Annotated in this window: 21 protein-coding genes; 10 read left to right on the top strand and 11 right to left on the bottom strand. The window is 65.4% G+C overall.

The annotated features are described in order from the left end of the window. The first annotated feature begins 136 nt into the window (after nucleotides 1-136). On the top strand, nucleotides 137-973 hold the full coding sequence (locus tag G6N36_RS11400) for an SDR family NAD(P)-dependent oxidoreductase (protein WP_163686609.1): 837 nt from the start codon (nucleotides 137-139) through the stop codon (nucleotides 971-973). Nucleotides 974-988: 15 nt separating this feature from the next. Here G6N36_RS11400 and G6N36_RS11395 read toward each other — a convergent pair whose 3' ends face one another. Further along, the gene (locus G6N36_RS11395) at nucleotides 989-1915 is read right to left on the bottom strand and encodes an LLM class F420-dependent oxidoreductase (RefSeq protein WP_163686608.1); all 927 of its coding nucleotides are present in this window, start codon (nucleotides 1913-1915) and stop codon (nucleotides 989-991) included. A 62-nt stretch (nucleotides 1916-1977) separates the two neighbouring features. Next, nucleotides 1978-3744 (bottom strand): serine/threonine-protein kinase, encoded by a 1767-nt coding sequence (locus tag G6N36_RS11390; protein WP_163686607.1) that lies wholly within the window; start codon nucleotides 3742-3744, stop codon nucleotides 1978-1980. A 131-nt stretch (nucleotides 3745-3875) separates the two neighbouring features. On the opposite strand from G6N36_RS11390, the gene G6N36_RS11385 reads away from it, so the two are divergent. Genes G6N36_RS11385 through fadD1 form a run of 7 tightly spaced genes read left to right on the top strand, consistent with a single transcriptional unit; the run spans nucleotide 3876 to nucleotide 10244 of the window. Further along, nucleotides 3876-5027 carry an acyl-CoA dehydrogenase family protein gene (locus G6N36_RS11385; RefSeq protein WP_163686606.1) on the top strand — a complete coding sequence of 384 codons (1152 nt, stop codon included), beginning with the start codon at nucleotides 3876-3878 and terminating at the stop codon, nucleotides 5025-5027. Nucleotides 5028-5031: 4 nt separating this feature from the next. Continuing rightward, on the top strand, nucleotides 5032-6051 hold the full coding sequence (locus G6N36_RS11380) for an acyl-CoA dehydrogenase family protein (RefSeq protein ID WP_163686605.1): 1020 nt from the start codon (nucleotides 5032-5034) through the stop codon (nucleotides 6049-6051). Beyond that, on the top strand, nucleotides 6048-6542 hold the full coding sequence (locus tag G6N36_RS11375) for a MaoC family dehydratase (RefSeq protein ID WP_163686604.1): 495 nt from the start codon (nucleotides 6048-6050) through the stop codon (nucleotides 6540-6542). The genes G6N36_RS11380 and G6N36_RS11375 overlap by 4 nt, the downstream gene beginning before the upstream one ends. Nucleotides 6543-6598: 56 nt before the next feature. Then, entirely contained in the window at nucleotides 6599-7051 is a 453-nt protein-coding gene (locus G6N36_RS11370) for a MaoC family dehydratase (RefSeq protein ID WP_163686603.1), read from the top strand. Further along, nucleotides 7048-8250: a thiolase family protein gene (locus G6N36_RS11365; protein ID WP_163686602.1), complete on the top strand. Its 1203-nt coding sequence runs from the start codon at nucleotides 7048-7050 to the stop codon at nucleotides 8248-8250. The genes G6N36_RS11370 and G6N36_RS11365 overlap by 4 nt, the downstream gene beginning before the upstream one ends. Nucleotide 8251: 1 nt before the next feature. Further along, nucleotides 8252-8653, top strand: a complete 402-nt coding sequence (locus tag G6N36_RS11360) for a Zn-ribbon domain-containing OB-fold protein (protein WP_163686601.1) — start codon at nucleotides 8252-8254, stop codon at nucleotides 8651-8653. Further along, nucleotides 8646-10244 carry a fatty-acid--CoA ligase FadD1 gene (fadD1, locus tag G6N36_RS11355; protein ID WP_163686600.1) on the top strand — a complete coding sequence of 533 codons (1599 nt, stop codon included), beginning with the start codon at nucleotides 8646-8648 and terminating at the stop codon, nucleotides 10242-10244. The genes G6N36_RS11360 and fadD1 overlap by 8 nt, the downstream gene beginning before the upstream one ends. On the opposite strand, the gene G6N36_RS11350 is transcribed toward fadD1, so the two are convergent. The 6 genes from G6N36_RS11350 to G6N36_RS11325 form a co-directional block, all read right to left on the bottom strand. Continuing rightward, nucleotides 10241-11497 (bottom strand): cytochrome P450, encoded by a 1257-nt coding sequence (locus G6N36_RS11350; protein ID WP_163686599.1) that lies wholly within the window; start codon nucleotides 11495-11497, stop codon nucleotides 10241-10243. The genes fadD1 and G6N36_RS11350 overlap by 4 nt on opposite strands. Before the next feature lie 9 nt (nucleotides 11498-11506). Beyond that, complete coding sequence (locus tag G6N36_RS11345; RefSeq protein WP_264001055.1) at nucleotides 11507-13756, bottom strand: molybdopterin-dependent oxidoreductase; 2250 nt, start codon at nucleotides 13754-13756, stop codon at nucleotides 11507-11509. A 12-nt stretch (nucleotides 13757-13768) separates the two neighbouring features. Continuing rightward, nucleotides 13769-16108 (bottom strand): arylsulfatase, encoded by a 2340-nt coding sequence (locus G6N36_RS11340; protein WP_163686598.1) that lies wholly within the window; start codon nucleotides 16106-16108, stop codon nucleotides 13769-13771. 69 nt (nucleotides 16109-16177) lie between these two features. Beyond that, complete coding sequence (locus G6N36_RS11335) at nucleotides 16178-16777, bottom strand: hypothetical protein (protein WP_163686597.1); 600 nt, start codon at nucleotides 16775-16777, stop codon at nucleotides 16178-16180. Between the two features lie 27 nt (nucleotides 16778-16804). Then, nucleotides 16805-18421 (bottom strand): long-chain fatty acid--CoA ligase, encoded by a 1617-nt coding sequence (locus G6N36_RS11330; RefSeq protein WP_235690019.1) that lies wholly within the window; start codon nucleotides 18419-18421, stop codon nucleotides 16805-16807. Further along, nucleotides 18418-19932 carry a WS/DGAT/MGAT family O-acyltransferase gene (locus G6N36_RS11325; protein ID WP_163686596.1) on the bottom strand — a complete coding sequence of 505 codons (1515 nt, stop codon included), beginning with the start codon at nucleotides 19930-19932 and terminating at the stop codon, nucleotides 18418-18420. Before G6N36_RS11325 ends, G6N36_RS11330 begins: the two co-directional genes overlap by 4 nt. A gap of 116 nt (nucleotides 19933-20048) precedes the next feature. Between G6N36_RS11325 and G6N36_RS11320 the strand changes: the two genes are divergently transcribed. Continuing rightward, a complete protein-coding gene (locus G6N36_RS11320; RefSeq protein WP_163686595.1) occupies nucleotides 20049-21395 on the top strand; it encodes a PucR family transcriptional regulator in 1347 nt (448 codons plus the stop codon). A gap of 12 nt (nucleotides 21396-21407) precedes the next feature. Here G6N36_RS11320 and G6N36_RS11315 read toward each other — a convergent pair whose 3' ends face one another. Together G6N36_RS11315 and G6N36_RS11310 are read right to left on the bottom strand one after the other, a co-directional pair. After that, nucleotides 21408-22202, bottom strand: coding sequence for an SDR family NAD(P)-dependent oxidoreductase (locus G6N36_RS11315; RefSeq protein WP_163686594.1), 795 nt, complete (start codon nucleotides 22200-22202; stop codon nucleotides 21408-21410). Between the two features lie 23 nt (nucleotides 22203-22225). Next, entirely contained in the window at nucleotides 22226-23074 is an 849-nt protein-coding gene (locus G6N36_RS11310) for an SDR family NAD(P)-dependent oxidoreductase (RefSeq protein WP_163686593.1), read from the bottom strand. Nucleotides 23075-23265: 191 nt separating this feature from the next. On the opposite strand from G6N36_RS11310, the gene G6N36_RS11305 reads away from it, so the two are divergent. After that, on the top strand, nucleotides 23266-23595 hold the full coding sequence (locus G6N36_RS11305; RefSeq protein WP_163686592.1) for a hemophore-related protein: 330 nt from the start codon (nucleotides 23266-23268) through the stop codon (nucleotides 23593-23595). A 115-nt stretch (nucleotides 23596-23710) separates the two neighbouring features. Here G6N36_RS11305 and G6N36_RS11300 read toward each other — a convergent pair whose 3' ends face one another. Then, on the bottom strand, nucleotides 23711-24520 hold the full coding sequence (locus G6N36_RS11300) for a DUF1906 domain-containing protein (protein ID WP_163686591.1): 810 nt from the start codon (nucleotides 24518-24520) through the stop codon (nucleotides 23711-23713). Nucleotides 24521-24551 lie beyond the last annotated feature (31 nt).

Raw genomic sequence — 24551 nt, 5'->3', positions numbered from 1 at the left:
GGGCCGTCCGCAAATCGGAACCCCGCCCTGGTTCATCTCGCCGAACGTGCGCGTCGGGACGCAAGGCCATCGTGCCGAACCGAATATTTGTTCTCAAATAGGTCCCGGTATACGCGCCGCCGACGACAATGCTCTTGTGCGGGTCATCGTGACGGGCGGCAACAGTGGAATCGGCAAGGGCATCGCTGCATCGCTGGCGGCCGACGGACATCAGGTGACCATCGCGTGTCGGACTCTCGCGAAAGCCGAAGAGGCGTTGACGGAGATGACCGGCGACGTAGACGTCAAATTTCTGGATCTCGCCGACCTGTCCAGCGTCGTGGCTTTCGCCAATTCGATGCAGCCGGTGGACGTGTTGATCAATAACGCGGCCGTATTCGGGATTCCGCTTACTCGAACCGTCGATGGCTTTGAGGCCCACATGGGCACAAACCATCTCGGTCACTTCGCTCTGACATGTCTGCTCGGCAACAGAATCAGGGATCGGGTGGTCTCGGTGGTGAGTACCAACTATGCATTCGGGCGTCTTCATCTCGATGACCTGAACTGGAATCATCGACGCTATTCCTCGATGGCGGCATATGCGGAATCCAAACTCGCGATGATGTTGTTCATCAACGAGTTGGCTCGCCGCGGGGTTCGTGCCTATGCGGCCAATCCGGGTCAGGCCGCCACCGACATCACGCGTTACAGCACCGGCGCGGTCAAGTGGATTGTCGACCGTCGGCCTGCCGCGTTGACGTGGACTTCGCAGAGTCTGCCGCAGGCCGCCCGCAGCGCAGTTCAAGCCACGAGCACCGACTTGCCCAGCGGAACGTATTTCGCCCCTGCGTTCAAGCAATGGGGGAAGCCGCGGGTCACCGTGCCGTTGACGAAGGCGCGCGACCCCATTCGCGCGGCGGAACTCTGGAGACTGTCCACCGAGCTGACCGGGTGCGACTGGCCGGACGGCGAGAAGGCGACCACGCGTTGACGGTTCACCCGTGGGTCACGCGCTGACGAGCGGCCTGAGCAGTTCACCGACCTCCGTGATCAGTCCCGGGGTATAGCCCAGTTGCGTTGCCGGGCTGAGTATTACGCCGTCAACACCGGCGTCAAGTACATTGGTTTTGATCTGCTCAACGACTTCCCGCGGGTTGCCGGCGACCGCTTGCTGACTCACCTCAGCCGGAAGCATCTCTGGGGACAGTCCGTCCCCGATCAACGCGGGGACCAGCGCGCTGGTTTCCAGCGTGGCCGGATCCCGTCCGATCTCCTCGCAGCGCTGCCTGACCACCTGCACTTTGTGTGGCAGCTCATCGAAGCCAGCAAGGATGTTGAGATGGTCAAAAGCGCGGGCTGCCAACGGAATGGTCTTCTTCTCGCCGCTGCCACCGATCAACAACGGAATATGAGGGCGAAAGCGAGGCTCGGCCATTGCCTCCACCGTTTGGTACCACTTGCCCGAGAACGTCGGTCGCTCGCCCCGGATCATGGGCAAGACGATCTGCAGTGCTTCATCAAGTCGGTTGAAACGGTCGGTAAAGGAGCCGAAGTCGAATCCGAGCGAAAGATGCTCATACTCGAACCAACCGGTTCCGATTCCCAGGACTGCGCGGCCTTGGCTAACGATGTCCAGCGTCGTCACCGCCTTGGCCAATAAGGTCGGATTGCGGTAGCTGTTTCCGGTGACCAACGTTCCCAACTGGACCCGCTCCGTTGCGACAGCCAGGGCACCCAAGGCCGTATAGGCCTCCAACATCGGCTGGTCCGGAGATCCCGCCTGCGGGAGCTGATAGAAGTGGTCCATTAGAAACACTGAGTCGAATCCCGCGGATTCAGCCTCCCGCGCTTGGGCTATGACGGTGGGAAAGAGCTGTTCTACCGTTGTGCCGTAACTGAAGTTGCCGATCTGTAATCCGAGGCGAATGCCCATGGCATGGACCTTAGCCAAATTTCTGTTCCAGGCGGCGGAGAAAGCCCGCCGCGAGGCGAAACTCAGCCGGCAGCCTGCAGCGTGACCTCCGAGATTTCCGTGCGACTCTTTCCGTCCGTCGTACCCAATTTGGAGATCCACACCAGCACATTGGATGTCTTCGTTTCGTCGCGCACGTCGATGCGGTTCTGTCCCGGCTGCAAAGTCGTAGTGGGTGTCAGCTCGGTGGTGTCGGACAACGCGGCGGGCTGCTCGGTCGGCGACGAGCGGATCTGCACTTCGGTTCCAGTGCTGGAGATGTCGATGGTGACCGCGCTCAGTGCAGTCGGTTCGGACAGGTGCAGCATCAAACCCTGACCCTCGATAAAGGTCGGGAAGGGTACGGCGTCGCGATAGGTGACCGTCGTCCACGCGGTGTCGGGATTGCCGTCGATCGCCTTGCCCGCGTCTTGCGGGTTGTCGGGTGAACCGCCGGGGGCGAAGACGGTCGCGCTCTCCGGTTTGACGATCGGCCCAGGCCCGCTCGACCTGGCGGTGGTGAAGTACAGCACCGCCCCGGCGACCACCACGATCACTGCAAGAAGTGCCGCGATCGGGATCCATCTGCGTTTGCGCGCCTTGGTCGGCGCTTTGCCGCCGGCTGGTTTGGCCGGGACCTGCGGTCGCCGCCGCTTGGGGCCGGCGGAGATGTTGACGATCGTGTCCGCGTCGAGGCCGTCGCCATCCCATATTCCGCTGACCTCGACCTCGTCTCCGTCGGTGAGCTGATCGGGGACGAGCGCCGTTTGTATCTCCACCGGGACCGGAGCCTGGCGACCGGCGACGGGTTCGAATGGCACCAAGTGGAAAGACAGCAGGCCGATTTCGGCCTGGGCGCCGATCGCGCGGCGCTGCACCCCTCGCGCGGTGCCATGAATGACGAGACGCTCGAGACGTTGCGTGGTGGGACGCTCATCCGAAGTCTCGCTGGCCGGCGGGGCGATTTGGGCGCCACGACCTTGCCGAGTCAGCGCGCGAGCGAACTCCATACACGTCGCATAGCGCTGGTTGGGATCCTTGGACAGCGCCCGCGCGAGCACATCGTCGAAGTGCGCGAGATCGGGTCGACGCTCCGAAATTCGCGGCGCCGTCGTGCCCAGATGGTGGCTGATTATGACGGCGGGATTCGGGTCCTCAAAGACCGGTGAGCCGGTCAATAGGTGAAAGGTCGTGGCGGCCAACGCGTACTGATCCGCCCGGCCGTCGAGCGGCTTGCCGAGCAGTTGTTCGGGCGCCACATAGTTGATCGTCCCCAACGCGATGTTGGTGTTGGTGAGGTTGCTGGCGTCGTCGATCCTGCGGGCGATCCCGAAGTCCGTCAGCAGCACCCGTCGCCGGTGACCATCGGACGCCGTCACGAGGATGTTCTCCGGTTTGACGTCGCGATGAAGCAGACGGCGCTCGTGGCCGAAGTCGAGCGCATCGGCCACTGCCGTCACGATCTCAAAGACGTCGTGTTCCGGCATCCCGCCGACGTAGTTCTCCCGAAGTAATCGGCCCGCGTCGGTGCCGTCCACGTAGTCCATCGAGATCCAGAGCCGCCCGTTGAACTCGCCCCGATCGAGCACACCGACGATGTGGGGGTGCCACAACGTCGCCGCCAATTCGGCCTCGCGGTTGAACCGTGCCCGAAACTCGTCATCGGCCGTCGAGTCCAGCGACAGCACCTTCAGTGCGTCCTGACGAGGCAGGCGCGGGTGCTGGGCAAGGTAGACCTCTCCCGAGCCACCGGTGCCCAGCAATCGCTGGATCACGTAGCCGGCGAAGACCTCGCCGTTGTCGAACGGCATCCCCGAAGACTACAAACCCGCATGCCCAGGCGACGAACTATGCCGATGACGAGCATTTTCGGACCGGACAAAGCGCGCCACACTCCCGCGTTCGCCCGCCGTGTGAACACTTTCTCGATAGTGTCGCCTGCGTGGACTTCGAGGTCGACGACGAGCAGCGAGCCTGGGTGGCCGAAGTGCGGCAGTTCCTCGACGAGAACGTCACCGCGGCACTACGGGCAGAGATGGCCGAGCACGGACTCGAACACCAGGGCGGCGAGCTGACGGCATTCCGGCGCAAGATCGGCGAGAGGGGCTGGTTCGGGCTCAATTGGCCGAAGGAGTACGGCGGCCTTGGGCTCACCGCCATGCATCAGCACCTGCTGATGAGCGAGTTCGAGTACGCCGGCGTGCCCGGGCCTGACCTCACGGTGACGTCGGTGGCGCCGATGATCATGCGGCACGGCACGGAACAGAACAAGAAGGAGTTCCTGCCGGGCATCGCCCGGGGCGAGATCGTATTCGCGCTCGGCTACTCCGAACCCAACGCCGGCACCGACCTCGCGAGCTTGCGCACCCGTGCGGTGCGCGACGGGGACGAATGGGTGATCAACGGCTCCAAGATCTGGAATAGCGGTGCCCAGCGATCCACCCACGAGTGGCTGTGCGTGCGCACCGACCCGGACGCGCCGAGGCATCGCGGCATCTCGGTGATCGCAGTCCCGATCGACACGCCCGGAATCGAGATCCACCCGCTGTACGCGTGGTCGGGCTACCGCACCAACGAGACCTTCTTCCGCGATGTCCGGGTGCCGGTCACCAACCTGATCGGCGAGCTCAACATGGGCTGGACCTACATCACCGGCGCGCTGGATCTGGAGCGCGGCGCCCTGATCAACGTGGGCGACCTACGTCGTGCACTCGACGAGCTGACCGCGCTGGCCGGGGATCCCGATCCGGTGTTTCGCCGGCGGCTGGCGCAGGCCGAGGCCGATATCGAGGTTGCCAGGTTGATGGGACTGGAAGCGGCGTCGATGCTCGACAGCGGACGCATACCTTCCGTAGAGGTCAGCGTCGAGAAGATCTTCACCAGCGAGCTGCGGCAGCGGATCGCCGACCTTGCGCTCGACCTGCTCGGCCCCGAAGGCCTGCGCGCCCATCGCAGTGCGGGCGCACCCGCGGACGGTTTTTTCGAGCGCCTCTACCGGGTGTCGCCTCTCATGCGGTTCGGCGGCGGCACCAACGAGGTCCTTCGCGACGTGATCGCCCAGCGCGGTCACAAGATGCCGTCGTACGGGAGGTGATGGGATGCGGGTGATCCCTTCGCAGGACGAACGCGACCTCGCCGCGATGTGCCGCAGCGTGCTGGCGGCCGACCTCGAGCCGGACGGGAAGTGGAAGGCGCTGGCGTCGGCGGGAGTCCTCGGCTTGGTGGTCGATGGCAGCCTCAATGACATCGGTGTCTTCTGCGTCGAAGCGGGGCGAGCGTTGTGCCCCAGGGCGGTTCAGAGCACGCTGTACGCTGCGCTGGCGGTCGACTGGCTCGGCGTCGGCTCCGCCTGGCTGCCCAGGCTGACGTCGGGAGAGGCGCGGGGCACGTATGTGTTGTTCAATCCGCGCGACGCCTCCGACGTGACGCCGAGACTGAATGTGCGGCGAGACGGTGACACGTGGCGGATGAACGGCAGCGCGGACTACGTCGCGGACGCGGACCGGGCCGACGTGATCGTCGCGAGCACAGACGCAGGAATCGTTGCCGTCGACGCGACGGCGAACGGGGTCGAGGTCGAGCCGCTGCCCATCATGGGCGGCTTCGGAGTGTTCACAGTCCGGTTCAACGACGTCCTGGTCGACGAACCCACACCGGTCGACGCAGATGCGCTGCGGCGGACGGTCAATGCCATGGTGGCGCTGGACTGTCTGGATCTCGCCGGAGTAGGCGACGCGGTGATCGACCGCACCGTCGCCTACACGACGATGCGCGAGCAGTTCGGCAGGCCGATCGCCTCCTTTCAGGCCGCGCAACACGTGGTCGCAGATATGCACATCGCGTTGTCCGCGGCACGACTGGCGGCGCAGTCGGCGACGTTCTGGATCGGGCGCGGCAGCACGGCGACCCGCGAAACCGCGATCGCGCGGATGCGGGCCGCCGACGTCAAGAAGATCACCCTCGACGCGCACCAACTGCACGGTGGAATGGGGTACGTCGTCGACACCGGTCTGCACCTGTTCTCCGAACGCGCTCGAGTGCTTTCAACCTTGGGTGGCGGCGCGGACGTCGCGGCGAAATGGCTTGACGGCAAGTCGACCTGGGCAGGTGCGCGGTGAGTCTCGTCGACTCGGAGTCGGCCGCCAAGGTCGGCACCGTTGTCGCCGTCGCCACCGGCGAGGTGTACCGACGGGACTGGCAGCGATGGGCGGCCGCGGTCGGTGATCACAACCCGCTGTGGTTCGACGCCGACTACGCGCGTCGGCACGGCTATCGCGACATCACCTGTCCGCCGCTGTATCTCCAGTACGCGATTCTTGGGGTCGCCGCACTCGGCGAGTTACGGCCCGATGGGTCGTCAGGCGCGGTGACGGGAAGTATGGCCTTCCCGAAGGCCCCGCGACGAATGGCAGGGGGTGAGAGCACGACCTTCCATCTGCCTGCGTATCACGGTGACGAGGTCGAGATGACGCGCACCGTCGAGTCGATCGTCGAGAAGGAAGGCAAGTCAGGCAGATTCGTTGTGGTGACCTGGCGCGCCGAATACCGCAACCAGCATCGTGAGCTTCTCGCCGAAGCGACGACGTCGATGATCGCGCGTCCCACATGAGCCGGGATTCTCCGGACCATGCTCCCGCGAACAGACGCAAACCTGCCCAAAACGCAGTGGAAAAGGGCAGTTTTGCGTCTGCTCGCGAACAAATCTTCGACGAGGACGTCGCGACCGGAGACGAGATCCCGGCCCTGACGGTAATCGTCGACGAGACGCAAATGTTCTTCTTCAGCGCCGCGACATACAACGGCCATCGCATCCACTACGACAAGGACTGGGCTCGGGACACCGAAGGCTATGACAACGTCCTCGTCCAAGGTCCGCTGCAGTCGGCCCTGCTGTCGCGGGCGCTGACGGACTGGATCGGCGGCGCCGGCCGGCTGGTGGCGTTCTCGGTCCAGAACCGGGCGATCGCATATCCCGGGCAGCAGTTGACGTTCGGCGGGGTGATCACCGGGAAACGGGAGGGTGGACTTGTCGACCTGGACATCTACTGCAAGCGTGGTGACGAGGTGCTGATGCCGGGAACCGCGACCGTCGCGCTGCCGTCGAAGGTCGGGCCGTGACGGGTCTGCGGGGCGAGGCGGCGATCGTCGGCATCGCGGAGTTGCCCGCCGAGAAGCGTCAGAGCGCCCCACCGTCCTTCACCCTGGACCAGTACGCGCGGCTTGCCAAAATGGTGATCGAGGATGCCGGAGTGGATCCCGCTGTGGTGAATGGTCTTTCGACACACGGCATCGCGGAGTCCGATATGTTCGCCCCGGCCACGCTGTCGGAGTACCTGGGTCTGCCACTGAACTTCGGTGACCGCGTCGACCTCGGTGGGGCCACGGCAGCGGGCATGGTGTGGCGCGCTGCCGCCGCCGTCGAACTCGGTCTGTGTGATGCCGTGCTCGCCGTCGTGCCGGGGTCGACCGAGGTGCCACGCTCGGAGTCCAAGCCCGCGCGCACGCTCAGCTGGTACGGCGCGTCGAGTAACAACTACGGTTCACCGCAGGCCGAATACGAGATTCCATACGGCAACGTCGGCCAGAATGGTCCCTACGCTCAGGTCGCAACGCGTTATGCGCATGAATTCGGTTACGACGCAGCGGCGTTGGCGAAGATCGCGGTGGATCAGCGGACCAACGCGTGCGCCCACCCAGGGGCGGTCTTCCACGGCCGGCCGATCACCGTCGACGACGTGCTCGACAGCCCGGTGATCGCCGATCCGATCCACATGCTCGAGACCGTGATGCGCGTACAGGGTGGCGCCGGTGTGCTGATCGCCAACGTCGACGTGGCACGACGGAGCCGCCATCGTCCAGTGTGGCTCAAGGGCTTCGGGGAGCACATCCGCTTCAAGACACCGACCTACGCCGACGATCTGCTCACCACGCCGATCGCACGCTCCGCGGAACAGGCCTTCGCGATGGCGGGGTCGCAGCGGTCCGACATCGACGTGGCGTCGGTGTACGACTGCTACACGATCACCGTGCTGATGACGCTCGAGGACGCGGGCTTCTGCGGCAAGGGTGAGGGGATGATGTGGCTGGCGGATCGCGATCTGACCTTCCGCGGCGACTTTCCGCTCAACACCGCGGGCGGGCAACTGTCCTACGGGCAGCCCGGGATGGCGGGCGGCATGCACCACGTCGTCGACGCTGCCCGGCAGGTGATGGGCCGTGCGGCCGGCGCCCAGGTTGCCGACTGCAACACGGCGTTCGTCAGCGGCACCGGCGGCATCATGAGCGAGCAGGTCGCCTTGATCCTGGGCGGTGACTGACATGACCGCACCTGTGCCCGAACCGACTCCGGTGTCGCAGCCGTATTGGGATGGGTTGCGTGAACACCGAATACTGATCCAGTACTCACCGTCTTCGGATCGGTACGTGTTCTACCCGCGCACCCTGGCGCCCGGCACTCTCCTCGACGATCTCGAATGGCGTGAGATCGACGGCGCGGGAACGCTGTACACCTACACCGTCGCGCACCGACCCACCGGGCCGCCGTGGGCCGAGAAGCAGCCACAGCTGCTGGCCGTCGTCGAATGGGATGCCGGCCCCCGCGTGAGCACGGAACTGGTCGACGTGGCGCCCGAGGACATCCGGATCGGCATGCGCGTCCTGCCGGTGTTCTGCGACGAGGGCGGGATGACACTGCTCCGCTATCGGCCCGCCGGTGATTGAGACGATGCAGCAGCTGCTGCGCACCCGCATGGACGACGAGGGCCTCGCAATGGCGCACGGCGACCGGACGTGGACGTGGCGCGAGCACCTCGCCGAGGCGTGCGCCGAAGCTGCCTCGCTGATTGACATGGCCGGGACGGATGGGCCGCTGCACGTTGGTGCGCTGCTGGGGAATACGCCGGCGATGCTGCGGTCGATGGCCGCGGCGGCGCTCGGCGGCTATGTGCTGTGCGGGATCAACACGACACGGCGCGGCGGGGGGTTGGCGACGGACATCCGACGTGCCGACTGCCGGCTGGTGCTCGTCGACGCCGACCACTTGCCGCTGCTCGACGGCCTGGATCTGGGCGGCGCCACCGTTGTCGACGTCGACAGTGCCGGCTACCGTGCGGCCACGCAGGCCGCGAAACCGCTTGTCCCGCATCGTGAGGTCTCGGGCCAGGACACTGCGCTGATGATCTTCACCTCGGGAACAAGTGGTGACCCGAAGGCGGTGCGGTTCGCGCACGCAATGGCGGTGCTGTGCGGCGCCAGCCTGGTGGACCGCTTCCAGCTGACCGCCGACGACGTGGCCTACCTGTCGATGCCGCTGTTCCACTCGAACGGCGTGGCGGCGGGGTGGGCGGTGGCGATCGCCTGTGGGGCGGCGATGGTGCCTGCGAAGTTCTCGCCGTCGCGGTTTCTGTCCGACATCAGGCAGTACGGCGCGACATACATGAACTACGTCGGCAAGCCGCTCGCACTGATACTGGCGACGCCGGAGCACGCCGACGACGCCGACAACACACTGCGGGCGGCGTTCGGCAACGAAGCGACCGAACGCGATATCGAGTTGTTCGCCAGGCGTTTCGGATGCCGGGTCGTGGACAGCTTCGGGTCCAGCGAGTTCGCGGTCGTGGTGATGCGCGAGGACGGGTGCCCACCGGGGTCGATCGGCAAGGGGTATCCGGGAGTCAGCGTCTACCACGCCGATACCGTGACTGAATGTGCGACTGCGGAATTCGACGAGCACGGCGCGCTGATCAATGTCGACGACGCCGTGGGGGAGTTGGTGAACACCTATGGTTCGGGTGGGTTCACCGGCTACTACAACGACCAGTCGGCCACCGATGAGCGGATGCGGCACGGCATGTACTGGTCGGGCGATCTCGCCTACCGCGACGCCGACGGCTGGATCTTTCTGGCGGGCCGCACCGCGGACTGGATGCGGGTAGACGGTGAGAATCTCGCGGCGGGTCCCATCGAGCGGATTCTGCAACGCATGCCGGAGATCAGCCTGGTCGCGGTGTACGCCGTGCCCGACGAGCGCGTCGGTGACCAGGTGATGGCCGCCGTCGTCTGCAACCACGAGCTCACACCTCAGCGCTTCGAGGATTTCCTTGGCGCGCAGCAGGACTTGTCACCGAAGGCGTGGCCGCGTTACGTGCGGATCAACGACGAGCTGCCGCAGACCGCGACCAACAAGATCCTCAAGCGGGCGTTGATCCAGGAAGGTGTCACCGCCGGTGACGGTGTGCTGTGGGAGCGCGAGGCCCGCGCTTGGCGCTACTCGGCGATTTCGGTGCGCGAACAGCCACTGAGCGAACGTTAGCGCACCCAAATCACACGCTGGCCGGGGCAGTAATCCACCTGCCAGTGCTTGATGCCGTTGATGAAGCTCGACCGCAGCCGCTCCGGCGTCGACACCGGCTGCAGATCGGGCAGATAGTCGGCGATCGCGTTGAACATCAGATCGATCGTCATGCGAGCGAGGTTGGCGCCGACGCAGTAGTGTGCGCCGGTGCCGCCGAATCCCTGATGGGGGTTGGGGTCTCGCAGAATGTTGAATGTGTACGGTTCGTCGAACACGTCCTCGTCGAAGTTCGCCGACCGGTAGAACAGCACCAGCCGTTGGCCTTTCTTGATCGGTACGCCCGACAGTTCGGTGTCGGCGAGCGCGGTCCGCTGAAAAGCTGTGATGGGCGTCGCCCAGCGGATGATCTCGTCGGCCGCGGTCTTCGGCCGCTCGCGTTTGAACAACTCCCATTGGTCGGGAAACTCGGTGAACGCCATCATGCCCTGGGTGATCGAGTTGCGACTGGTCTCGTTACCGGCCACCGCCAGCGTGACGACGAACATCCCGAACTCCGCCTCGGTGAGCTGCCCGTCGGCCTCGGAGTCGATCAGCGTGCTGACGATGTCGTCCCCCGGCTCCTTCTCCCTCAGCTTCGCCAGTTCCATGGCGTAGCCGATCAATTCGACGACCGCCGCCAGCGAGTTGTGTTCCTCGAACTCGGGGTCGTCTCCGCCGATCATCTGGTTGGACCAGTCGAACAACTTCTCACGGTCCTCCAGCGGGACACCGAGCAGGCCCGCGATCGCCTGCAGCGGTAGCTCGCGCGCGACCTGAAGAACAAAATCACCCGAGGACTGAGAGGCGGCGTCGGCGGCGATGCGCTGCGCCCGCTCGTTGAGTTCCCCTCGCAGCCGCTCGACGGCGCGCGGCGTGAAACCGCGGGAGACGATCTTGCGCAGCCGGGCATGCTCCGGGTCGTCCATCATGAGCATCGACAGCTTGGATGCCGCAATCTGTCCTTCGACGTCGACCGACGGCTTGAAATGCGGAACGACGGTCTTCGCGGCCGCCGAGAACACGTCGCTGCGCAACGACACCTCGCGGACGTCGCGGTGCTTGCTGACCACCCAGAAGCCGCCGTCGCGGTAGCCCCCAGCGTCGGGCGCCTGTTCGTTCCACCAGATCGGCGCTGCGCGACGAACCTCGGCGAGCTCCTCCGTCGGCAGGCGGGCGGCGTAGATGTCGGGATCGGTGAAATCGAAACCGGCAGGCAGATTCGGAGCGGCCATGAGTACTCCTCAGGATGGTCGGACTCGGCACGGCACACCATTGACCACCTGAGTATTGCTGGGCACGTCGATCAGGTGGGCGGGGTTCAGCAGATTCGAGTTGACGCCGGGGTGGTCGTTGGCAACCTGCAACTGGGTGCGGTCGAGCCCGTGGCCCCAGCCGTGCGGCAGCGACACCACGCCGGGCATCATCTCGTCGGACACTTCGACGGGCACCGTCAGTGCGCCTTCGTCGGTGGATATCTCGGCAATGTCACCGGACCTGAGGCCCGCCCGATGCGCATCGTCGGGATGGATCAGCAGCGTGCAGCGGTCCTTGCCGCGCATGAGTGCGGGCACGTTGTGCATCCACGAGTTGTTCGAGCGCAGATGTCGACGGCTGGTGAGGAGCAGCTCACCGTCGGCCCGCTGCAGTCGCGCGCGCAGCCGGGGCACGTCGTCGACCAACCGCTGGTGGACCAGCTCGACGGTGCCCGACGGTGTGCACACCACGTCATCCAGGCGGCCGCCGTCCAGGTCCTCGAGGTGCAGGCCGTTGGGGTGCTCGCGCACCTGCGCCAAGGTCAGCCCACCGGGCCGCCCGCCGAGGTCGTCTCCCCACGGACCGAGCCGAATCCCCATGTCCACGAGGCGTTCCGGGCCGCGTCCGACCAGCGCCGCCGTCGCCTCCTGCGGATCCCGTCCACTCAACGGCGTCCCCGGCGACGCGCATGCGGTGGCGACCAAGCCGGCCACATAGAGGTCGTCCATCGCGGAGAGGTCCACGTCGGACACGGACATGCCGAGCATCGCACCGGCGAGCCGCAGCAGGATCTCCCACTCCGGTGGTTGGCCCGACGGGGGCGTGAACACCGGGTCCGACCATTTCAGGCAGGACGACACCGCGTAGATCCAGTAGAGGTCGTCGGCGTGCGGCCGCTCCAGCGGCGAGAGCCCCGGCAGGATGACGTGGGCGTGCCGGGTCGTCTCGTTGAGGTAGTTGTCCACCGAGATCATCGCGTCGAGCGTCGCCAGCGCCGCGTCGAGCCGGTGCGCACCCGGAGCCGACACCACCGGGTTCCCCGCGACGGTGATCAATCCGTGCAGCTGACCTTCGCCGGGAGTATCGATCTCCTCGGCGAGGCAACTGACCGGAAACTGGCTGAACACTTCCGGCGCACCCCGCACCCTGCTGCGGAACCGACCGAACTGCCAGCCCGGACCGGTGTGGTCCGGCGGCTTCATGAACATCGGGGACCATACGGCCGGCTTGGGGAACACCGCGCCGCCTGCGCGATCCAGTGCGCCGAGCGCGACGTTGACGACGAACACCAACCAGGTCGCCAACGTGCCGAACTCCTGAGTGCATGCGCCGATCCGGCTGTACAGCACCGGGCTTTCGGCGTGGGCGAGGTCGTGCACGAGTCGGCGGATGGTCGACACTTCGATACCGCACACCGCAGCGACGGTCTCCGGCGCGAAGTCGTTGGCCAATGCGATGACCTCGTCCAGCCCGGTGACACGGCCGTCGAGATGAGCGGGGCGCCGCACCCAGTTGTTCTCCTCGAGCGTGCGCAGGATCGCGAACAGGAGCAGCGCATCGGTGCCGGGCCGGATCGGCACCCACTGCGAGGCGCGTTGCGCGGTCAGCGTGCGGCGAGGATCGACGACGGTCACGGTGCCGCCCCGACGGCGGATCGCGGCGAGTCGGCCCATCAGATCGGGAGCGGACAGCATCGAGCCCTGCGACGCAGCGGGATTCGCGCCGAACATCATCAGATGATCGGAGCGGTCGACGTCGGGTATGGGCGCGTTCCACATGTGGCCGAACAGCAGCGCGCTGACGAGGTTCAGCGGCCACTGGTCGACAGTGCCCGGCGAGTAATACGCCGACATTCCCGCGGCCTGCGCCATACCGATGAGCGCACCGATGTGGGTGCTCAATCCGAGGTTGTGGGCGACCGGGTTGCCCACATAGACGGTGACCGCGGACGCGCCGTGACGGTCGAGCACCGGTCGTAGCACGCGCTCGACTTCGGCATAGGCGTCGTCCCATGACACCGGGACATGACCGCTCGGTGTCCGCACCAAAGGTTCGCGCAGTCGATCGGGGTCGGTGTGCAGCTGGGCGAGCGAGGTGCCCTTCGGGCAGATGTGTCCCCGCGACCACACGTCATCGCGGTTGCCGCGGATGTCGGTGACCGCGTCACCGTCGACGCGGACCTGCAGACCGCACATCGCCTCGCAGAGGGGGCACGTCACCGCAGCGAGGCTGGACACCTGTCCAGTATCTCAGGTATAGGCGACGTGCACGCGCTTGATGTGGCCTTCGAAGGGGAACGGAGCGCGCTCACGGTAATCCAAAGACACCGGAGAGCCCAGACACGTGCCGATGTCCAGGCAGTCGTTCGCGGTGAACAACAGCGGAGCGCTGACCGGCACCTGACCCGAGGCGACGGTGTCGTCCCCGACGCGGAGCGTGACGTCGAGCGGTCCTGCCGGACGCTGCTCGGCGTAGCGCGTGTCCACCGTGATGGGCGTGTGGCCCGCAGGCAGCTTCTCCTTGGACCGAATCTTGGTGCGCATCAGGATGAACAGGTTGTACTCGTAGCAGAGGTAGCCGTCGTCGAGATAGCACGTCAGTCCGCCCGCGGCCGCCCCGAGGGCGTAGAGCACGCCGTTGGCGTTCTCGGGTAGGTCCAGGTCGATCGTGACGGTGTTGTTCTTGTTCCCGAGCGCCGGCGCACAGAACTCGGGCATACGGACGGTGTCTCCGGAGAACTCCCACTCGTGGTAGGGCGGTGCGATGCGTAACTCCGGGTGATAGACAGGCACCCACAGGCCGCCGCCGACGGGCAGTACCGAGTTCCGTGCGGCTTCGATGGCAAACATCTCCCGCATCTGCATGAGCTTGTCGGGGTGGTGTTCGGCGAGGTCGTTGGCCTGCGACCAGTCTTCGTCCAGGTGGTAGAGCTCCCACTGGTCGTTATCGGGTGTCCAGGTCGCGATGCCCTCGGGCGCGCCGGGCACCCAGGGCAGCCGCGGTCCGCGCGCGGAAGCCAACCAGCCGTCGTGGTAAATCGCCCGGCTGCCCATGATCTCGAAGTATTGGGTCTTCTTGCCGCCGTCGGCGGCTCGGTCGGTGAGCGTGCGTGCGAAACTCGCACCGGCGAGCGGAATCTGCGGGGTGCCGTTGACGACGAGCGGCGGCTCGATCCCGATCACGTCGTAGATGGTCGGAACGACGTCGTTGCAGTGCAGGAAAGTGTCGCGGGGAGCGGCGTCGGACCGAATCTGCTTGGGCCACTTGATCGCCATCGGGTTGCGGGTGCCGCCCAGGTGCGATGCGAGCAGCTTCATCCCCTTGTACGGTGTGCTGCCGGCCCACGCCCATGCCGCGTGATATTGGTTGTCGACCAGCGGCGAGCCAAGCACGTCCAGGCCGCCGAGCTCATCGAGCGCATCGATGTGCTGCCGCACCGTCGTGGGAATTCCGTTCTGCGCCAAGAGCTCAGCGATCGTGCCATTCTGACCTTCGCCGGACGACCCGTTGTCGCCCCAGATGTAGAAGAACAAGGTGTTGTCGCCGTACCCGAGTTCGTCGAGTTCGTCGGCGATGCGCCCTACCTGGACGTCGACGTGTTCGGCGTAGCCCGCGGCCACCTCCATCAGTCGCCGCTGGAACGGCTTCTCGTCGTCGGGGATACTGTCCCACGAGGCCAACTTCTCATCGCGCTCGGTGAGCTGGCAGTCCTGCGGAATCCAGCCGGTCTCCTTGGCCCGCGCGAAGACTCGCTCGCGGTAGGCGTCCCAGCCGTCGTCGAATTTGCCCGCGTACTTATCCGACCATTCCTTCATGATGTGGTGCGGGCCGTGCAGACAGCCGCTGGCCCAGTACATGAAGAACGGCTTGTCGGCGTTGAACGCCTTGTGCCGCCGCAGCCAGCCGATGGCGTCGTCGGCCAGATCTTCGGACAGGTGATAACCCTCTTCGGGTGTCTTCGTCGGCGCGACGACTGTGGTGTTGCGCACGAGATGCGGCTCGTACTGAGAAGCTTCGCCGGCCAAGAAACCGTAAAAGTACTCGAATCCCAGTCCGGTGGGCCAGTTCTCGAAGGGTCCGGCCGCGGTTGTCTCCTCGGCCGGTGTGTTGTGCCATTTCCCGAACGCCGAGGTCGCATACCCGTATTGCTTGAGCACCTCGGCAACTGTCGCGCTGCTGCGCGGGATCTTGCCCGCGTACCCGTCCCAGTCGTTGGCCAGCTCGGCGATCTGACCGTTGCCGATCTCGTGGTGGTTGCGGCCGGTCAGCAGCGACGCGCGCGTTGGCGAGCACATCGCGGTGGTGTGAAACCTGTTGTAGGAGATACCGTCAGCGCACACCCGGTCCATGGTGTCGGTACGGACCTCGCCGCCGAAAGTCGTCGGCAGGCCGGGTCCTGCGTCGTCGATGAGCACGATGACGATGTTCGGCGCATCTTCCGCTAGCCGTCGTGGGACGACTCGTTGCGCGTACGTGGACTCTTGCAGCGTGCGCCCTGCGATGCTCGCCGACGGGGTAGGCGCGAAGGGCAGCGTTTCTCCACCGGGGAGTTTTCGAGCCACAACGTCGCTGTCTTTGCCCTCATGCATTGTTTCCCTTTCCATGGTTGCCCTACCCCGTAATGACACTGTAGAGGCGGCGTCGGTGGACGGCGGTGACTAACGAATGAACGGATTGTCCGCCGGCAACGGCTTGATCAACGGGTCGAGCAATTTCGCGGACTGTTGGACCGTGAGGACGTCGATGGGATCGAGTTCGATGAACTCGCGCGCCGTCTCGTCGTACTCCCAGACGTCCTCGCCGACCAGTCGGCCACGATCGTCGTAGGGCCAGATCATGTGCTCGGCGGTCTTCACCAGATATGTGGCGTTCGGGTCGACGGGTGCTCCCTCGGCCGCCAGCACGACCCCCGGGGTCTGCTGGTAGATGATCGACGTCGACACGATCATCGTGTCGCTGATCGCCAGCTTCTCGTCGTCGGCGTAGAAGATGCACTGGGCGGTGTCCGCCCACGCGCTGTACAGCGACTTCACTGCCTGGGCACCCTCGACCGTGAGGCACTTGCCGAGCATGTTGAAGTGGTACACGGGCTTCTCGACGGTCATGTCCGGCGCGAAGATCTCTTCGTATCGACCGGCCATCTCCAGGTAGCGATGGCGGTTGTAGGCGTGCAGCAGATACAGATGGCGCGGGTTGTCCGTCGTCTCGATCAGACGTTCCACGGCGCGGTTTGTCTGGGTGATGTCGAAGCGGGTCATTTCGGTTTCCTTTCAGAGGGTTGTAGGTCAGGCTGGTACGAAGAGGTTTCGCAATTCGGCTTTCTTGAACTTGCCCGTGGCCGTGCACGGAAGGGCTCCCATGAACTCGAAGCGGTCGGGCAGCTGCCACTTGGCGAAATCCTGGGCGAGGTGCTCACGAAGTTCTTCCGCCGATGCCGCGGCGCCCTCTCGAAGCGACACGACCGCCAGCGGGCGCTCGCCCCACCGGTCGTCGGGGACGGCGATCACCGCGGCCTGTGCCACGGCCGGATGGGACATGAGCTGGTTCTCCAGGTCAACAGAAGAAATCCACTCGCCGCCGGACTTCACGAGATCCTTTGAGCGGTCACAGATCCGGATACAACCGTATGCGTCGATACGGACCACATCGCCGGTCTTGAACCAACCGTCCGGAGTGAAGCTGTCCGCACCTCGGCCGCCGTGGTAGCTCGCCGCCACCCACGGGCCGCGCACCTCGAGTTCGCCCATCGCGGCGTCGTCCCAGGCGATGATCTGGCCGTTGTCATCACGAGCACGGACGTCGAAAAACGGGCTCGCGACGCCCTGCCTGATGCGGTAGCCGTACTGCTCGTCGCGGCCGCCATCGTCCAGGCGTGCGGGCTGACGGCAGACTGCGCCCAGCGGTGCGGTCTCGGTCATTCCCCACGCCTGAACGACGGTCAGGCCGTGCCTGTCGAACCCCTCGAACATCGACCGCGGCACAGCGGCGCCACCGACGATCAACCGATCCAGTTCGGACAGTTCCCATCGGTCGGGTTCGGCATCAAGTGCGGCCAGCATGCCCATCCACACGGTGGGAACGCCTGCCGTCATGGTCACGTGCTCATCTGCGCACAGGTCGAGCACGCTCTCGGGGTCCAGGCGCGGGCCGGGCAGTACCAGGCGCGCGCCGGCCAATGCGGCGGCATATGGCAGGCCCCAGGCATTGGCGTGGAACATGGGTACGACGGGAAGGACTGTGTCTCTTGCCGATACCGCCAGCTGGTCGGGCAGTGCCGCGACGAGTGAGTGCAACACGAGCGCCCGGTGGGAGTACACGACACCTTTGGGTCGCCCGGTGGTCCCGGATGTGTAACACATCGCCGCGGCGAGATCTTCGTCGAGCACGGGCCAGCCGAGCGGTTGCGCGTCGGTCACCATGGACTCGTAGTCCAGCATGCCGGGTGGGACTAGTCCGGTGTGTGCGACGACGATGACGTGACTGAATTCGCTTCCGGTGGAGAAGCTTTGGAATACCTCCAGAAGTGACTCGTCGACAATGATCACACTGTCTTGGGCATCGCTGACGATGAACGCGAGCTCCTCAGGAAACAGTCGCGGGTTGAGGGTATGGACAACCGCACCCATCGCCGGGACCGCGAAGTACACCTCGAGGTGTTCGCTCTGATTCCACAGCAGGGTGGCGACCCGATCGCCCTTTCCGATTCCGAGACCCGCCAGCGCGCTCGCCAGGTATCGGGCCCGACGGGCACACGCACCAAAAGTGGTGCGGGAGACCGCTCCCGACGGCCGCCGCGAGATGACTTCCTGATCGGCATGGAATCGCTCCGCCCGCTCGACGATGCTCGTCAGAGTGAGCTGATAGTCGTCCATGCTGGTTCCGCAGGGCATGTTTGTCGTCATGACGTGGTCCTCCTTCGGTTCACGGGCGCGCGGCCAATCGGGGTTTCGGAAGCGTGGGCGTCGGCCGCCCGGTGCAGCTCGTCCATGCCGGCACGCATCGCATCGAAGATCGACCATGGATCGTCGAGCACCTCGCGGTCGACGACGATCCCGAATTCGAGTGAGTCCTCGTAACTCATCACGGTGATGTTGATGCCGATTCCGTCCAGCACACCGGAAACCGGGAACTGGGCGCGTTGACGCGCCCCGCCGAGATACAGGGGGGTCCCCGGCCCGGGGACGTTCGAGATCATCACGTTGGCGGGCTGCCTCAGGCCGCGCACGCCCGCCAGCCGGGATGTGGCGCGGGCTGCCTGAGCGAAGAGCGCGGGCGGAATGAAGTGATTGGCGTCCTGCAACAGCGACGCCGGCAGCGCGCGTTGACGCTCCTTGGCGGAACGCATCGCGTCGTTGATTCGGCGCAGCCGCTCGACCGGATCGGCGATATCGGTCGGCAGCTCGGTGAGCATCACCGAAACCCGGTTACCGAACGTTCCTTTCTGTTCGGGCGTACGGACAGACATCGGAACAAAGCCGGCGAGCGGTTCGGCGGGAAGCTCGCCACGCTCGTCCAACCATGTGCGAAGGCCGGCCGTGCAGATGGCCATCACCACGTCGTTGACTGTGCAACCGAACGTGTTCTTGATCGCCTTGACCGTGGTCAGTGACAACGAGCCGAATGCGACGCGTCGGTGTGGCGAGACGCGTGCCTGGAAACGGGTCTGAGGCGCTGAGATGTCGGTGCCGTGCGGGGCTTTGCCCGCACCGTGGCGGAGAGACCTGCGGATCAGGCGGCTGCTACGTGCGATCGCCTTGACGCCGGGCAGGTGCCTGATCGTCGGCACGTCGTCGAGATGGGGCAGCGCCGTTGGCCCGGCACGCATCACCCGCAACGGCTGGCTCATCAGTCCGACCAGACCGCGGCCGAACATTTCCATCTCTGACGGAAAGGCTTCAGCGGCAACCGTGCGGGCGGGTTGCACGTCTCTGCCAGTGGTGTCGTCGAGGAGGATGCTCATCACCTCGGCACCGGATACTCCGTCGACGGCGGCGTGGTGCATCTTCGTCAGCACGGCGACGCCGCCGTCTTCGAGGCCGTGGATCACGTACACCTCCCATAGCGGGCGTGACCGGTCGAGCTGGCGACCGATGATCCGGGCCACCTGTTCTGCGAGTTGTCGCTGGTCACCGGGCGAAGGCAACGCGAGCTCGCGCACGTGGTACTCGACGTCGAAGGTGCCGTCATCCACCCAATAGGGGTAGTCGAGTGAGAACGGCACCTGGGCGAGGCGCCACCGGAAGGTCGGCAGTAGGTGTAGACGGTCGCTGATCAGTTCACGGACACGCGCGGCATCGAGCGGTCGGCCCGCGGCGGTCTGGGGGTCGTAGATCCCGAGCACGCTGACGTGCCCTTGAACGCGGTCGTTCTCCATGGCCAGGAACTGGGCATCGAGGCTGGTCAGTTGTCTCATGCCAGAAATGGTCGCGCGTCGCGTCTGCCCACCGCTTGTCTGAAACCGCCAACGTCGCTCCGCGCGGTTGTCCAATATCCGCACTACCACTACGGCGCGGCGATAGCGTGCCCTGCATGGAGCCCGACTGGGCAGGCGCCGCCAGTGACGACCACCGCCGCGTGTGGTCAGCGGTACTGCGTCCCGCAGCCGCCGAAATGATGCAGCGCGCCGCCGAGTTGGCCGCGGCGGTCAACACCTACACGAGCGAACGATTGCCCGAACTGCTCGCCAGCCCCCAGGCACTCGAAGTGAATCGCGCCAGCACAGAAGCGAGCATTCGCGACTTCGCCGAAGTATTGCTGGCCGGGGCTGACCCGGTCGCGGCGGCTCGGCTCGGTTCGCCGACCCTGGCCTATGCGCAGGATGGTGCGCAACGCGGCATATCGCTCACCACATTGTTGCGCAGTTACCGGCTCGGCCACGCGGCGACGTCTGAGCAGGTCAATGCGATCCTGGGCTCTCACGCGCGGAACGCCGGAGACCTCAAGCTGGCCACCGAGTTGTGCTCGGCGTGGATGTTCGCGTACGTGGACACCGCGCTGTGCCTCGTCGAGGAGGTGTACACCGCTGAGCGTGAACGATGGATACGCAGCACCGCGGCCAGTCAGGCCGAGACCATCAGTGCCATCCTCGCCGGCCAACCAGTCGACGCCGATGTCGCGACTCGCCGCCTTCGCCACGAGGTCGGCCGCGTCCATGTCGCGGCCATCGCCTGGCTCGACTCCCACGAAGAAGGGCGTGACACCCAGGCGATGCTCGAAGCCGCGATCCGGGACCTCGCCGCTACGGTCGGCAATCAGAAACCGCTCATTCAGCCGTTGGGCATCTTGTCGTTAGCCGCGTGGATCAGCTCCCATAGCGACGTCCCCTCGAAAGTGCTCGACGAGTTGAGGTTTCGGACCGCGAGTGCGCCCGGCGTCCGGGTCGCGGTCGGCGAACCGGCGCGCGGCCTCGCCGGCTTTCGCACGAGCCATTGCGAGGCGCGCGAGGCGCAGCGTGTCGCCGTGCTGGCCGGTCGTCCCGTGGGCAGTGTCACCCGTTACCACAACGTCTCTCTATCCGCCATCGCCACAGTCGATTTCGAGCAGGCTTCCGTGTTTGTGCGACGCGAACTAGGGCCGCTGTCCTCCGATGACGAAACCACCCGCCGTCTCGCCGCGACGTTGCGGGCCTACCTCGACGAGAACTGCAGTCGGGGGCGAACCGCAAAGCGACTACACGTTCACGAGAACACCGTCGCCTACCGCATCCGTCAGGCCGAGGAAATCCTGGGCAGGCCACTGGAGAAGCGCACCCTCGAGTTGCGCACCGCGCTGGCGCTGGCGGACCTCGTCACCGTCGCGTCCGGCGCATCGGCGCCGGCAGTCGCCGACCGCGAAAACGGCACGGCGACAGGCAACGGTCTGCTTGGTGCCGGCTGACACCCGTCGCTGCTAGGGCTGGGCGCGGTCGAGTATCGCCTCGCGGACGCGTCCGGCTCCAGCCAAGCGGGCGAGTTCGCCTATCAGTACCGGCGCGACCGCGCCAAACCCCACCAACATGCGAAGACCGGCCGATGCGACCGTCGTTTCGGGCCGGTCCTGCTCGATCGCCCTCGCCACTGCCTTCGCCACGTCCTCAGGAGAACTCGTACCGAATGCACGGGGGAGAGCGACGCCGGTGTCTGCCAACATTCCGGCATTTCGGATGGGTCCGGGAAAGATCGTCGAGACACCGATCCCCGTGCCGTGCAGTTCCTGTCGCAGTGCCAGCCCGAGGCCGCGCAGGCCCCATTTGGTGGCGGTGTACACAGTGCCGTTTCCCGGCGTCGCGACCAGTCCGGCTCCCGAGGAGATCAATACGATGTGACCCTGGCCGCGAATTTGCATGGGAGCCAACGCTGCCCGTGCCAGCATCATAGGGGCCAGTAGGTTCACGCGGATCGCCTGCTCGATCTCCGCATCGGTCAGCATCCCGAGATCTTCGGGTATTCCGATGCCGGCATTCGCCACGAGTACGTCCACCGGAGCCGCCTCGACCATGAGATCGTGCACGTCGTCGATCTTCGTGAGATCGGCGGTCAACCCGCGGGCGGACACACCGAGTTCGCCGACCAATCGTTGAAGTTCTGGTTCTCGGCGACCCGTTACCGTAAGCACACACCCGCGCGCTGCCAGATCGCGTGCGATTGCCTCACCTATCCCTCCGGTGGCGCCGGTGACCAATACGCGTCGACCCTCAAGTCGCATCTCAACACCTCAATTTCGTCATGTCACTTCGACAGATCGGCTAAACGCGCGGCCAACCAACGAGCCAGTGGCGGGGTGGCACGCGACAGCGCATACATCAGGTGCGCCTCCGCTGCGACCGGCGCGACCGCACGGTTGCGCTGAACTGCGCGAAGGATGTTGTGCGCGGCGCGATTTGCTGTGTATCCGCGCTTGCGGTACACGGACATGAGGCGTTTGCGCCGTTCGTCGGTGTCACCGCCGCTGCGGATGGGGCTGTCTTGCGTAATCGCGGTGTCGATGATGCCGGGGCACACCGCTGTAACGCCGATTCCATACGGCTTCATCTCCATGCGCAGCGCCTCAGATAACCCCAGCACAGCGAATTTCGTTGCACTGTAGGCGCTTAGCTGCGGGTTGGCCAGCAGTCCCGCGGCCGAGGACAGGTTGACGATGTGACCACCGCGGCCGGACCGGACCATGGCGGGCAGGAACGCCTCGCAGCCGTGCACCACACCCATCAGGTTGATGTCGATGAGCCACTGCCAATCCTTGCGGTTGGTTTCGAGAAATCCGCCGACGACTGCGACGCCGGCGTTGTTGACCAACAGGTCGACTCGACCGAACCGGTCGAACGTGGCCTGCGCAAAGCGGCGCATCGCGTCCGCGTCGGACACATCTATTTGCGACATCAACACCTGGGCGCCGTGCTCGTGGGCCTCCTCGGCGGTGCGGGACACCCCCACACCATTGATGTCACAGAGTGCCAGGAGGGCACCGCGCTGCGCGCACAGCAGTGCCAGTTCACGGCCGATGCCGCTACCCGCTCCGGTTATGACGACCACCTGACCGGCAAGGTCGATGCTTCTTACTCGGCGATGAAAACTAGGCATGACGGCAAAACTAGGTTCGCGACACAGCCTTCCGCTCGTGCGATCGCGCCAACGCGTCTGTCGCGCGTTGTAGTGAAGCGACAACGTTCAGCCGCCTTAGTGACTCTTCGGAAAACGCAAGCTACGATGGTGACACTGTTGAAGTCAGGGCCAGTCGGGGGCCACTGCATAAGTTGGAAGGTCCCCGGATCATGCTCACATCTCCGTTGAAAACCCTGGTGATCACCGCTGTCGGTGGTGCTGCCCTGTCATTGACCGCTGGACTCGGGGTGGCGTCCGCCGACCCCATCATTGATACGACCTGCAGCTACCCGCAGGTCATGGCCGCGCTGAGCAGCGAGAATCCCGCGCTGGCAGAGAAGTTCAACGCGAACCCGCTTGCGGGCGTGATGCTGAGCAATTTCTTGTCCGCGCCCCCCGGTGAACGGGTGCAGCTCGTTCAGGAATACCAGGCCACGCCGTGGGGACAGAAGTACTTCGGCGCCATGGCGTCGATCGCCAACACCTGCAACAACTACTGACCCAAACCTGCTGAATACGGCAAGTGCGGGGACCTCGTCGGGTGGGGCCCCCGCACTTGCTGGCAGCAGAGTGGTGCAGCGGACTTGGAGGTTTCTTGGATCGTCGCGAGAACGTCTACCGCGCCAGTGACCACTGCCCGAAGTCCGGCGCGAGGACAAGGTCCACGTCCACGCTGGTCCCGCCCAGGATGACGCCCGGATCGGTGGGTGTGACGATGACGTCCTGATACAGCACCGCCGCGGGCTCGCGCTCGCCGTACGACCACGCTCTGGTCTGCCATGCCCACGCGTGGCCGGGAGTGGTCGAGGGTCCGATGACGCCATTCTGGATCGCCCATGCACACGCGTTCGCGTGGCCGTACATGCCGGTGCGCTCTGCACCCAGGACGGAGTTGATTCCTCGATACCACTGCACCGCAACGCTGTTCCAGGTATCGAGGTCGATGTCCTCGTCGACGCTGAAGAAGATCGGCGCGGAATCGGGTCCGCCGGCCGCGGTGTGTAACCGCATCGCCGTCTGTCCGTCGGCCACGCCGCCGTCGAACCCGCGGGTGTAATCCGACGGGGCATTCGGCCAGTTGGGTTTTCCGTACTGGTAGCAGCTGACGACCTCGAGGCCCGCCGCTTGCAGACCGTCCGCGTATTCGCGGGAGACGGGTTTGAAATCGAAGTCTGCGCCCGGCCGTAACTCGGACACATAAACGAGGGCGCCGTCGAAGCCCGCCGACTTGATCAAATCTGGCGCGACCTGCCGGTGCGTGAAATCGATGAGCTTTGCCGGGGCGGCTGACGCGCTTGGGGCCGCCGTGGAGGCCGCGGCGGAGCCGACAACCAGGAGACCAGATGCCGAGAGGGCATATTTGAGTACCTCGCGACGTGTCGGCGCTCCGCCGCGATCGGGTGGTGGCGCACTCGAGTCGACCACGGCGCGATGGTAACAAGGTGCTGACTACATA

This window comes from Mycolicibacterium gadium (assembly GCF_010728925.1).
GTDB lineage: Bacteria > Actinomycetota > Actinomycetes > Mycobacteriales > Mycobacteriaceae > Mycobacterium > Mycobacterium gadium.
Note: the sequence above shows the minus strand (reverse complement) of the source record. Positions and strands in the feature narration are given on the sequence as shown.